The sequence below is a fragment of the Streptomyces sp. NPDC101166 genome (assembly GCF_044768125.1).
In the GTDB taxonomy this organism is placed as follows: domain Bacteria; phylum Actinomycetota; class Actinomycetes; order Streptomycetales; family Streptomycetaceae; genus Streptomyces.
Map to the genome: position 1 here is coordinate 195,467 of NZ_JBIWPF010000002.1, position 11,923 is coordinate 207,389.

Here is an 11,923-nt window from a genome sequence, read left to right on the forward strand (position 1 = left end):
GCCTCGTCATCACCAAGACTGGCGGCAAGATCCGCGTACCGTCTACAGAAAGTGCCCGTACGCTGACTCAGCGTACGGACCCGCTCTCCGGCTCGGCTCCCGTCGCGGGGGCGGTGGCGAACGGTCCGGCCGGCGGTACGGCCGCTCCCTCGTGCGCCTGCGAGTCGGTGACCCGGCCCCGGCGGGCCGCGACGACCCCGCCGGCCGCCGGCCTGCGAGGATCATCCGAAAGACGTTGCCAATCGCCCGCCATCAGGCGAACCTGATCACATACACCGACCAGGGGGACACGGAGATGACCACCACAGGCCTGGAGACCCAGCCCAGCGCGACCACCTACGAACTGGGCGACCTGGTGGCCCAGGCCTGGAACGGCAGGATCCACGTGCCGCACTTCCAGCGCGACTTCCGCTGGGGCACCACCGACGTACTCCGGCTCTTCGACAGCATCGTCAAGGGCTACCCCATCGGGAACCTGCTCCTGTGGGTCCGCAAGACACCCGCGCGTTCCTTCACCCTGGGCCAGTTGAAGATCGACGCGCCGGCCTCCCCCGACGCCTTCTGGGTGGTGGACGGGCAGCAGCGCATCACCAGTCTGGCCAACGCTCTCAGCCCTGAGGGACATCTCCACGAGCCGTTCTCCGTCTATTACGACCTCAGGGAGAAGAGGTTCATCGCCCAGCCCAAGACCCGTGAGCCCCAGCACATCGCGCTGCCGGTCCTCTTCGATCTGAAGAAGCTGCTCGGCTGGTTCCGCACGGAGGGCGAGCTGGTCGCCGACCTGTTCGACGAGGCCGACCGGGTGGCCACCGCGCTGCGTCAGTACAAGGTGCCCGCCTATCTCGTACGCCAGGACGACCTCGACATCCTGACCGACATCTTCGACCGCATGAACAACTACGGCAAGCGCCTCAACCGCGCGGAGATCTTCTCCGCGCTGTACGCGGGCCCGGAAGAAGGCGCCGCGGAGCGGCTCAACCTCTCCCGAATCGCCGACCGTATCGCCACCAGGACCGGTTTCGGCACCATCGACACGGACACCGTCCTCGCCTCGATCCTCGCGCGCCGTGGACCGGACCCGTCGCGGGACATCCGCAACGAGTTCAGCTCCACGGGCCGCCGTACCGCCCCGGAGTTCGAGGACGAGGACCAGTACGCGGCCTACGGCGAGGGCGAAGAGGCTCTGGTGCGCGCCATCGGTTTCCTGCAGACCGAGGCGGAGGTTCCGCACATCGCGCTGCTCGTCTACCGCGCGCTGCTCGTCGTCCTGACCCGCTTCTTCGCCCACTTCCCCGACCCCGAGCCCAACACCCGCCGCCTGTTGCGACGGCTGTACTGGCGGGTGGCCGTGTCCGGGCCCGCCGTCTTCAAGGGCAGCTTCACGCAGGTGTCGCGGGTCCTGTGCGCCCGCATCCGCAAGGGCGACGAGCGCGGTTCGATCATGGGCCTCATGGACGCCATGGCCGAAGCCCAGCCGACCATCCCGACCATCGAGCGGTTCCGGACCAACGAAGCGGCCGCAAAGGTCATTCTGAGCTCCTGGTGGTCGCTGCGCCCCCGTTCCCTGGTCACCGGTGCGCCCGTCGATCTGCAGAACCTCTCGACTCTGCTCGCCGATCAGAAGACCGCCAGCACGGTGGCCCACGTGATCTTTCCTCGCGGGCTCACCTCCCAGCAGGTTCTGTACGCGGCGAACCGTCTGTTCCTGCCCAGCGCGGAGGACCCGGTCTCGGAGATCACCACGCTGCTCGCGCGTCGCCCTGCCCACCTCGACGAGGAGACCTGGAACCTGGTCCTGGCGTCGCACACCATGAACCAGCACACCAGTCAGGCTCTCGCCGAGGGGGATCGCGAAGGGTTCCTCCACCTGCGTCAGCAGATCATCCAGCAGCATCTCGCGGACTTCCTCGGGCGCATGGCCGAGTGGGACTACGAGGACACTCCCTCGTTGGACTCGATGGACTTCGACGCCCTCGACGAACTCGACACGTCCGAAGAGCTGTTCTGAGCAGTCCCGCCTCCCGTGAACAGGACACCGCCACGCATGAACACGCTCCCGGAGACGTACCACGCCGTGCTCCTGCACTCGCGGCGGATCGGCACGCTCTGCCAGAAGGGCGACTACACGCGTTTCGTCGTGAACGAGTCCTACGTCACCGACCCCGGGCGCCCGGTCCTCGGGCTCCGCTTCGAGGAGGACCTGCGCGCGCCCTACGCGTCCGCCCTGCGGCTGCCCCGCTGGTTCTCCAACCTCCTTCCCGAGGGTCCCTTGCGGGAGTGGATCGCCGACGACCGTGGCGTCTCCCTCGATCGCGAGATGGAACTTCTGGCCCAGGTCGGCCACGACCTGCCGGGCGCCGTCCAGGTCCTGCCGGCGGACGGGCCCCACGACGGCTGGGAATGGCCTGACGGCGAGCCGTCCGCGACGACCGGAAGACGCCCCGGCGGGACCTACGGCTTCCCCTCCTCCGACTCGCCGTGGCGGTTCTCCCTGGCGGGTGTCGCCCTGAAGTTCTCCATGCTGGCCAGGGGAGACCGCCTCACCGTTCCCGCGGCCGGCGAGCACGGCGACTGGCTGGTCAAGTTCCCCGATTACCGTCATCCGGACGTACCGCGCAACGAGTTCACCGTCATGTCCCTGGCCAGGGCCGTCGGCCTGGACGTCCCGGAGGTACGCCTCATGCACCGGGACGAACTCGAAGGGCTGCCTGACCGCATGTGGCCGAACGACGAGCGATGGGCCTATGCCGTCCGCCGTTTCGACCGCACGCGGGACGAACAGCGCGCCCCTGTCCACATCGAGGACTTCGCACAGGTCAGGGACAAGTACCCGCAGGACAAGTACCAGTCGACGTTCGAGACGGTCGCGGCCATCGCCTATCGCGGCCACGACGTGGTCTCGCTGCGCGAGGCCGCCCGGCGCATAGCGTTCTCCGTCGTGGTGGGCAACGGAGACGCCCACTTGAAGAACTGGTCCCTGATCTACCGCGACCGCCGGATCCCGTCGTTGTCGCCGGTGTACGACCTGGTGTCCACGGCCCCCTACGCCCCCAGGGACGAACCCGAGGACCTGGGGCTCAAGTTCGGGGGCACCAAGTCCTTCGACCGGGTGCGGCTCGCGGCCTTCGACCGGCTCGAAGGAGCCCTGGATCGCCGCTTCGGAACGACCGGCGCCCGTCTGCGCGAGGAGGCGGTGCAGACGGTCGAGCGGACCCGCGCCCACTGGCCGCGGTACGAGGAACACCTCGCGGAGAACCAGACCCTGCGCAAGACGATCGGGGCATGGATCAACGACTCCGCCCGGCGTCTGCTCAGCACCCCGTGACGGCCGTCGACCGCCGCAGGCCACCAAGCGCACGCCGTGAAGGGCCGCGGTCTGCCGGGTCGCCGTCCTCGGCGTGACGGCCGGGCCGCGCGTGGGTCGCACGGCCCGGCCGTCACCCGGGGGTCCCGGTCTCACACATGGGCCTGAAGCCGTCGAGGCCGGGGCCGCGGCGATCGCATGGATCGCCGCGACGGGCGCGTGCGGGATCACGCGCTACGGCGTCGCCGCCACCGTCGGCGCCGGGGCGTAGCCGGTGGGGCGGGCCGTGAAGGCGCCGCGACCCTGGGTGCGGCTGCGCAGGCGGGTCGCGTAGCCGAACAGTTCGGCCAGCGGCACGGTCGCGGTCACCACGGCCGCTCCCCCGCGCACCTGCGAGTCGGTGACCCGGCCGCGGCGGGCCGCGAGGTCGCCGAGGACCCCGCCGACCGCGCCCTCGGGCACGGTCACCGTGACCTCGACGACCGGCTCCAGCAACTGCATCGCGCAACCGCGCAGGGCTTCCCGGAGGGCGAGCCGGCCCGCCGTGCGGAAGGCCATCTCCGAGGAGTCCTTCACATGGGTGGCGCCGTCGGTCAGGGTGACGCGCAGCCCGGTCACCGTGTGCCCGCCGAGGGGGCCCTCGGCGAGCGCGTCACGGCAGCCGGCCTCGACCGCGCGGACGTACTCCTGCGGCACCCGCCCGCCGACGACGGCGGACCGGAAGTCGAACCCGTCCTCCAGCGGCTCCACATCGAGCACGACATGCGCGAACTGGCCCGCCCCTCCGTCCTGTTTCACGTGCCGGAAGACCAGACCGGACACTCCGCGCGCCACCGTCTCGCGGTAGGTGACGCGTGGGCGGCCGACGTTGATCTCCAGCCCGAGAGCGCGACGGATCTTCTCCACCGCGACCTCCAAGTGCAGTTCACCCATGCCGGACAGCACCGTCTGGCCGGTCTCGGCGTCGGTGCGGACCGTCAGCGACGGGTCCTCCTCGGCCAGCCGGGCCAGCGCGGTGACCAGCCGTTCGGTGTCCGTGCTCCGGCGTGGCTCGACCGCCACCGAGACGACGGGGTCGGCGACGCCGGGCGGTTCCAGGACGAGCGGGGCGTCCGGCGCGCACAGGGTGGAGCCGGCCCGCGCCGACTTCAGGCCCACCACGGCCACGATGTCCCCGGCGACCGCCCGCTCCAACTGTGCGTGCCGGTCGGCCCGGACGCGCAGGATCCGGCCGATCCGCTCGCCGCGCCCGGCGGTCGCGTCCCACACCGTGTCTCCCTTCTCGATCGTGCCGGAGTACACCCGCACATAGGTGAGCCGGCCGGTGGGGGTGGCGGCGACCTTGAACGCGAGGGCCGCGAACGGCGCGCCCGGGTCGGCCGGCCGCCGCTCGTCGGCCCCGTCGTACGTACCGTGCACGGCCGGCACGTCCAGGGGCGAGGGCAGGTAGTCGACGACCGCGTCGAGCAGCGGCTCGACGCCCCGGTTGCGGTAGGCCGAGCCGCACAGCACGACCACGCCGTCACCGGTGCGCGTCAGGTCGCGCAGGGCCGACGACAGGGTGGCCGCCGAGAGCGTCTCCCGGTCGCAGAACTCCTCCAGCGCGGCCGGATGCCGTTCCGCCACGGCCTCCTCCAGCAGTCGCCGCCGGTGCAGCGCCTCCTCCCGCAGCTGATCGGGGACAGGCCCCCCGGTCGCCGCTTCTGCGCCGTCCTCCCAGGTCAGCGCACGCATGCGGAGCAGGTCGACGACGCCGGTGAAGGCGTCCTCCGTGCCGATCGGCAGCTGGACCACCAGCGGTACGGGGTGCAGGCGCTCGCGGATCGACGCCACGGCGGCGTCGAGGTCGGCGCCCGCACGGTCCAGCTTGTTGACGAACGCGATCCTCGGCACGCCGTGCCGGTCGGCCTGCCGCCACACCGACTCGCTCTGCGGCTCCACGCCCGCGACGGCGTCGAACACCGCGACCGCCCCGTCGAGCACCCGCAGCGAACGCTCCACCTCGTCGGCGAAGTCGACGTGCCCCGGGGTGTCGATCAGGTTGACGCGATGGTCCCGCCAGGCGCAGCTGACGGCGGCCGCGAAGATGGTGATGCCACGGTCGCGTTCCTGGGGGTCGAAGTCGGTGACGGTGGTGCCGTCGTGGACCTCGCCGCGCTTGTGCGTGGTCCCGGTGGCGTACAGGATCCGCTCGGTGACGGTGGTCTTGCCGGCGTCGACGTGGGCGAGGATGCCCAGGTTGCGCACGGCGGCGAGGTGACGGTCGAGGTTGTTGCGCACGGCCCTTGGCCTTTCGGGGTGTTCCGGGAAACGGGCAGCGCGATTCGCCTGCGGGACATGACGCCGACACACCGGCGGAAACGCCTCGGTGCGAAGTGTTCGAAAGCGACGGTCCCGTCAGGCCGTCCGGTGCCGGCCGCGCAGCGGGCACCGGACGGACGGGGACACGAGGATCACCTCGAAGCGGGAGGGGGGAACGACGGCAGCGGTGTGCTCACGCATGGCCGGCTCCCCTCGCTTGTTCGTCTTCGTCCTGATGACGCGCTCGCCCTGTCGTGGGCGGACGCGTGATGTGTGGTGAGTGTAGGGAGGGACGGACGGGCCCCGCACGGGGTTTTCGCATCCGTCCGTCCCCGTCTCCCCTCCCCCGTCACCCCGCCCCCCATCACCCGTCAGCCCGTCAGCCGTCAGCCGTCGCCCGAGCCGCGTAGAAGTGCCGCCGCACGCGGCGCAGCCAGGCGTCGGCGGCCGTGTCGTCGGGGTGTTCGGGCAGGGGGCTCCGTGTTTCGGCGAACGCTTCCTCGTAGCGGCGCAGGAGCGGCAGCGCCGCCTCGGGATCGGCGGCCACCTGCTCGCCGAAGCGGTGGAAGCTCTCCGGGTCGTCGACGCGTATGGTCAACTCACCCGTCGCGTACAGCTCATAGCCCTGCTCGCACAGTCGCTTCAGATGCCGGGCGTGCTTGGCGGTGCGTCTGCCGGTGGCGGTGGTGTCCGCGCCGGGTCCGGCTCCGTCGTTGCGGTTCTGCAGCTTGCGGAACTGCTGGGTGGCGTAACCGAGATAGGCGTCACGGATCCGGCGTGCGCTGAGGAACGTCCCGCGGATGGCGATGAGTTCGTCGCCCAGCGGGGTGCGCGTCTCGTACAGGTCGTCGGGCAGCCAGACGAGTTCCATGACGGTGGGGTTGCCGCCGAGGGCGAGCCGGCACCACTTGGCGGCCTCGTGCAGGGTGCGGTCGGGCGCCGTGCTGACGTGGGACTCCTTCGGGCCGTGCAGGCCGAGCAGGTCCTCGGTGGGGGCCGCGAACATGCCGAGCCGGTCCACGTCGGATCCCGCGTGCGCGAGTCCGTAGGCGGTCGAGCCGACTACGCCGGACAGCAGGATGTTCCGGACGGTCACGTCGTGGACGGTCTCGCTCTGGACGGTCTCGCTCTGGACGGTCTCGCTCTGGACGGTCATGGGAGCCCCCGATGGTGATCGGCCGCCCGGCCCGGACGTGAACGGCGGGCGGGAGCGGCGGGCGACGGAACCGACATCATGCCCCGGCGACCGGCCCGCCCACCTCGCATTTAAGCGGCGGGGCGGCGGCTGCCGCAGCCGAACGCCCCTCGCCTTCCGTCCGGGCCCGTCGCGGGCGCTCTCCGTCACCCGGATGATCCAGTGCGCTGGTGACACGGCCGGGCCGGTGGTGCGGTGGGAGGGCAGGGGGGCAGCCGCCACGCCCGGCGCGTGCGGACGCGTCCGGCACCCGTTCCGTCTCCAGGAGGCACCTGTGACCACCTCTCGTCCGCCCCGTCCGTCCCGTCCGTCACACCGGCCGCACGGGTCTCACCGGAGCACGGTCCGAACGGCCCGCCCCGCCCGTCTTCTGGCCGGCGCCCTGGCCGCCGGGGCGCTGCTGGCCACGGCGGCCTGCTCCGGCGGGGGCGACGACACGACGGCCGAGTCGGACACCGCGGCCTCAGCCGTCGCGAAACGGCCCGTCGCCGAGCAGCCGATCGCCCGGCAGACCAGCCCGACCGCCACCGGCACGCCGTCGGCCGAGCGGTCCGGCAGCGGCAGCCCGTCGCCCGCAGCGAGCCTCACGGAGTCCGGCGCGCAGACCGCGCTGATCACCGAGGCCGACCTGGAGGGCGACTGGAACCAGGTGGACGACGCGCAGGACTGGCGCGACTCCCTCCTCATCGGCCAGGTGGACGTGAACGACTTCATCTCGGGCAAGTCGAACGCCTCCCAGTGCCAGCGCCTCATCGACACGCTCTACGACGAGGATCTGCTGGGCGACCCGTCCGGGGCGTCGGCGCTCAGAGGCTTCCAGCAGGGGCAGTCCCGACTGCTGTACCAGGTGGCCGCCTACGAGCAGGCCGACCTGGAGAAGTCGATGGACTGGCTGGGTTCGCTGCCCGACGACTGCGACCAGTTCACCGTGACCGGCGGCAGCGGCGGTGACCGTACCGTGCAGGTCGTCGAGGCCTCGGTGCCCAAGGTGGGCGACGACGTCAAGGCCCTGACCGTGACCATGAAGGGGACGACGAACGGCGACCCCGTCACGCTCACTCTGGACGTCGCCGTGGTGCGGATCGGCGCCGACGCCATCACGGTCACCAACGGCGGGCTCGCCGGGGTCGACCACGCCAGTACGGTGGCCGCGGTCCAGCAGGGCACGCCGCGGCTCCAGGACGTGCTGGCCGGCCGTAGCCCGCAGTCCACGCCGAGCGGGATCAACTGAGCCCTCACTCCGGGTTCCTGAGGCATTCCGGTGCACGGCACCATGTGACATATTACTGGCGTGACCAACCATCCCAGGGGTGACGTCGTGGTCGTCGGCGCCGGCATGGTGGGCGCCGCCTGCGCGTTCTACGCGGCGCGCGCCGGGCTGGACGTCGTCGTGGTGGACCGTGGTCCGGTGGCCGGCGGCACAACGGGAGCGGGCGAGGGGAACCTCCTCGTCTCCGACAAGGAGCCCGGCCCGGAACTCGAACTGGCGCTGCTCTCCCTCACGTTGTGGGGCGAGCTGGCCGAAGAGCTGGGCGCGGCGGTGGAGTACGAGCCGAAGGGCGGCCTCGTCGTCGCCTCCACACCCGAGGCGCTGACCTCCCTCGCGGAACTGGCGGCCGGGCAGCGCACGGCGGGCGTGCGGGCGACCGAGGTCCATGCCGGTGAACTCGCCGATCTGGAGCCGTATGCGGCGGCGGACCTGTCGGGCGGCGTCCTCTATCCGCAGGACGCGCAGGTCATGCCGACCCTGGCGGCAGCCCACCTCCTGCGGGCGTCGGGGGCGCGCCTGGAGACCGGCCGGACGGTGACACGGGTGCTGCGCGGCCCCGACGGAGGTGTACGCGGTGTTCGCACGGACCGGGGCGATCTCCTCGCGCCGGCCGTGGTGAACGCGGCCGGCGTCTGGGGCGGCGAGGTCGCCGCGCGCGCGGGCGTCGGGCTGCCGGTGCTCCCCCGCCGCGGCTTCGTCCTGGTCACGGAGCCGTTGCCGCGCCGCATCCGGCACAAGGTGTACGCCGCCGACTATGTGGCCGACGTCGCCAGCGACTCCGCCGCGCTCCAGACCTCACCGGTCGTCGAAGGCACCGCGGCAGGGCCCGTGCTGATCGGCGCGAGCCGTGAACGGGTCGGATTCGACCGGTCCTTCTCCCTCCCCGTGGTGCGGGCGCTGGCGGCGGGTGCGACCCGCCTCTTCCCGTTCCTCGCCGACGTCAGGGCGATGCGCACCTACCTCGGGTTCCGCCCCTACATGCCGGACCACCTGCCGGCCGTCGGACCGGACCCACGCGTGCCCGGCCTCTTCCACGCCTGCGGCCATGAGGGCGCGGGCATCGGACTCGCCACCGGTACCGGGCAGTTGATCGCCCAGGTCATGACCGGCGAGGCGCCCGCCGTGGACCTGACGCCGTTCCGCCCCGACCGCTTCGCCGAGGAGGCCGCCTCGTGAACCCGCTGGACCTGGTCCGGGCCCGGCCCGGCGCCCCGTTCACCGTCACCTTCGACGGCCGGGTCGTGGAGGCGCTGCCGGGACAGACGATCGCGGCGGCCCTGTGGTCGGCGGGCGTCACCTCGTGGCGCACGACCCGCCGTGAGGGACGGCCCCGTGGCGTGTTCTGCGGAATCGGCGTGTGCTTCGACTGTCTGGTCACCGTGGACGACCGCCCGGGTCAACGGGCCTGTGTGACACCGGCCTTGCCGGGCTCGGACATCCGCACGCAGGAGGGGACGGGTCACGATGACTGAACGCGCCGTGGTGCTCGCGGTGATCGGGGCCGGACCGGCCGGACTCGCCGCCGCGCTCGCGGCCGCCGCCCGGGGCGTCCGGGTCGTGCTGGTCGACTCCGCGGCCGAGGCGGGCGGGCAGTACTACCGGCAGCCCGCCCGCGCGCTCGGGGCCCGCCGCCCGCAGGCGCTGCACCACCGGTGGCGCACCTGGGAGCGCCTGAGCGAGGGGCTCACCGTCCACATCGCCGCCGGACGCGTCACGCATCTGAGTGACCATCACGTCTGGTGTGTGGAGCGGCAGTCGGCCGGTTTCGACGTGCACGCTCTGGTCGGCGCACGGCAGGAGGAGTCGGTCGCCGTCCGCGCGGACGGGGCGCTGCTGGCGACGGGCGCTTACGAGAAGGTCCTGCCGTTCCCGGGGTGGACCCTGCCCGGCGTGCTCACCGCGGGCGGCGCCCAGGCCATGCTGAAGGGCGGGCTCGTGCTGCCCGGCCGTACGGCGGTCGTGGCCGGGACCGGCCCCCTGCTGCTGCCCGTGGCCACCGGCCTCGCGGCGGCCGGCGCCCGGGTCGTGGGCCTGGTCGAGTCGGCCGACCCGAGGGACTTCGCCCGCCGGGCCCGCACGCTCGGCGGCCAGGCCGCGGGGCTCGTAGAGGCGTCGGGCTACGCGGTCCGGCTCATGTCCCGGCGCGTGCCCGTGCTGGCGCGTCATGCCGTGCTGGAGGCGCACGGCCGGGATCGCCTGGAGGCCGTCATCGTCGCCGCACTGGACGTCGCGGGCCGGGCCGTACCCGGTTCCGAGCGGCGGTTGCCCTGCGACACTCTCGCCGTCGGCCACGGACTGCTCCCCCACACCGACCTCGCCGAAGGGCTCGGCTGTCGCCTGGACGGGCCGAACGTCCACGTGGACGGCGAACAGCGCACCGACGTCCCCGGCGTCTGGGCCGCCGGGGAGGCCACGGGCGTCGGCGGCGCGGTCCTCTCCCTCGCCGAGGGGCACCTCGCCGGACGGTCCGCCGCCGCCCGGCTCCTCGGCGCCGCTCCCGACCTCCGGGGACGGGCCGCGCCCGCCCGGGTCCGCGCTCGACAGCGTTCCTTCGCGGCGGAGTTGGAGGGCGCGTACGCGGCGCCCGTGCGCTGGGAGGAGCACGTGACCGACGCGACGGTCGTGTGCCGCTGCGAGGAGGTGACCGCGGGCGCGGTCCGCGAGGCCGTCGGCTCGCTCGGCGCGGGCGACCTGCGCACCGTGAAGCTGCTGACCAGGGCGGGCATGGGCTGGTGCCAGGGCAGGATGTGCGAGCCCGGCGTCGCGGGCGTCGCCGGCTGCGGACTCACGCCCGCCAGACGCTCGTTGGCCCGCCCGGTACCCCTCGGAGTCCTGGCCGCGCCGCCTCGTCGCGCGCTCCCGCCGGACGGTCCGACACCCCTGCCCGGGTGAACCCTCACCGACGCCGCCCGATCGGCGATCCAGTGCCGTCCCGACCGAGAAGAGAGGCCCTCGTATGAACGCCCCCACCGCCCGCCCCTGGCGCGGCGTCCTCGTCGCCACCGCGCTGCCCCTCGACGACGATCTCCGCGTCGACCACGACCGCTATGCCGACCACTGCGCCTGGCTCGTCGCCAACGGTTGCGACGGCGTCGTGCCGAACGGCTCGCTCGGCGAGTACCAGGTGCTCACGCCGGAGGAACGCGCCAAGGTGGTGGAGACCGCGGTCGCCGCCGTCGGCGGGGAGCGGGTGATGCCCGGCGTCGCGGCGTACGGCTCGGCGGAGGCGCGCCGCTGGGCCGAGCAGGCGCGCGCGGCGGGCTGCGGAGCGGTGATGCTGCTGCCGCCCAACGCCTACCGCGCCGACGAGCGGTCGGTGGTGGCGCACTACGCCGAGGTGGCGAAGGCGGGCCTGCCGGTGGTGGCGTACAACAACCCGATCGACACCAAGGTCGACCTCGTGCCCGAGCTCCTCGCCCGGCTGCACGGCGAGGGACTGATCCACGCCGTGAAGGAGTTCTCGGGCGATGTGCGCCGCGCCTATCGCATCGCCGAACTCGCCCCGGAGCTCGACCTGTTGATCGGCGCGGACGATGTGCTGCTGGAGCTGGCGGTGGCCGGCGCCAAGGGCTGGGTGGCCGGTTACCCCAACGCGCTCCCCCGCGCCTCGGTCGAGCTGTACCGCTCCGCCGTGGCCGGGGACCTCACCGCCGCGCTGCCCCTGTACCGGCAGCTGCACCCGTTGCTGCGCTGGGACTCGCGGGTGGAGTTCGTGCAGGCCATCAAGGTGTCGATGGACGTCGTGGGCCGGTACGGCGGGCCCTGCCGGCCTCCGCGGGTCCCGTTGCCGCCGGAACAGGAGGCGGCCGTCCGGGCGGCCACCGAGAAGGCCGTCGCCGCCGGGCTCGCGTGA

At 72.7% G+C, this 11,923-nt stretch carries 9 protein-coding genes; 7 read left to right on the top strand and 2 right to left on the bottom strand.

The features are described from left to right. The first annotated feature begins 295 nt into the window (after positions 1–295). Together ACIRS4_RS05230 and ACIRS4_RS05235 are read left to right on the top strand one after the other, a co-directional pair. Positions 296–2,008, top strand: coding sequence for a DUF262 domain-containing protein (locus ACIRS4_RS05230; RefSeq protein WP_404190247.1), 1,713 nt, complete (start codon positions 296–298; stop codon positions 2,006–2,008). Positions 2,009–2,044: 36 nt separating this feature from the next. Beyond that, positions 2,045–3,325: a type II toxin-antitoxin system HipA family toxin gene (locus tag ACIRS4_RS05235; protein ID WP_404190250.1), complete on the top strand. Its 1,281-nt coding sequence runs from the start codon at positions 2,045–2,047 to the stop codon at positions 3,323–3,325. Between the two features lie 213 nt (positions 3,326–3,538). Here ACIRS4_RS05235 and fusA read toward each other — a convergent pair whose 3' ends face one another. Together fusA and ACIRS4_RS05245 are read right to left on the bottom strand one after the other, a co-directional pair. Beyond that, positions 3,539–5,584 (bottom strand): elongation factor G, encoded by a 2,046-nt coding sequence (gene fusA, locus ACIRS4_RS05240; protein WP_404190252.1) that lies wholly within the window; start codon positions 5,582–5,584, stop codon positions 3,539–3,541. A 400-nt stretch (positions 5,585–5,984) separates the two neighbouring features. Continuing rightward, on the bottom strand, positions 5,985–6,761 hold the full coding sequence (locus tag ACIRS4_RS05245) for a DNA polymerase beta superfamily protein (protein ID WP_404190254.1): 777 nt from the start codon (positions 6,759–6,761) through the stop codon (positions 5,985–5,987). Positions 6,762–7,074: 313 nt separating this feature from the next. Between ACIRS4_RS05245 and ACIRS4_RS05250 the strand changes: the two genes are divergently transcribed. The 5 genes from ACIRS4_RS05250 (at position 7,075) to ACIRS4_RS05270 (ending at position 11,923) form a co-directional block, all read left to right on the top strand. After that, positions 7,075–8,031 carry a hypothetical protein gene (locus ACIRS4_RS05250; RefSeq protein WP_404190258.1) on the top strand — a complete coding sequence of 319 codons (957 nt, stop codon included), beginning with the start codon at positions 7,075–7,077 and terminating at the stop codon, positions 8,029–8,031. Positions 8,032–8,091: 60 nt separating this feature from the next. Continuing rightward, a complete protein-coding gene (locus ACIRS4_RS05255) occupies positions 8,092–9,246 on the top strand; it encodes an NAD(P)/FAD-dependent oxidoreductase (protein WP_404190261.1) in 1,155 nt (384 codons plus the stop codon). Beyond that, positions 9,243–9,542: a (2Fe-2S)-binding protein gene (locus tag ACIRS4_RS05260; protein WP_404190264.1), complete on the top strand. Its 300-nt coding sequence runs from the start codon at positions 9,243–9,245 to the stop codon at positions 9,540–9,542. The genes ACIRS4_RS05255 and ACIRS4_RS05260 overlap by 4 nt, the downstream gene beginning before the upstream one ends. Further along, positions 9,535–10,962: an FAD-dependent oxidoreductase gene (locus ACIRS4_RS05265; protein WP_404190267.1), complete on the top strand. Its 1,428-nt coding sequence runs from the start codon at positions 9,535–9,537 to the stop codon at positions 10,960–10,962. Before ACIRS4_RS05260 ends, ACIRS4_RS05265 begins: the two co-directional genes overlap by 8 nt. A 64-nt stretch (positions 10,963–11,026) precedes the next feature. Next, entirely contained in the window at positions 11,027–11,923 is an 897-nt protein-coding gene (locus tag ACIRS4_RS05270; RefSeq protein ID WP_404190270.1) for a dihydrodipicolinate synthase family protein, read from the top strand.

What these genes read in the sequence shown, in the direction of transcription:
- ACIRS4_RS05230 (WP_404190247.1), top strand. Translation starts at nt 296, where the DNA reads ATGACCACCACAGGCCTGGAGACCCAGCCCAGCGCGACCACCTACGAA.
- ACIRS4_RS05245 (WP_404190254.1), bottom strand. Translation starts at nt 6,761, where the DNA reads ATGACCGTCCAGAGCGAGACCGTCCAGAGCGAGACCGTCCAGAGCGAG.
- ACIRS4_RS05235 (WP_404190250.1), top strand. Translation starts at nt 2,045, where the DNA reads ATGAACACGCTCCCGGAGACGTACCACGCCGTGCTCCTGCACTCGCGG.
- ACIRS4_RS05265 (WP_404190267.1), top strand. Translation starts at nt 9,535, where the DNA reads ATGACTGAACGCGCCGTGGTGCTCGCGGTGATCGGGGCCGGACCGGCC.
- ACIRS4_RS05270 (WP_404190270.1), top strand. Translation starts at nt 11,027, where the DNA reads ATGAACGCCCCCACCGCCCGCCCCTGGCGCGGCGTCCTCGTCGCCACC.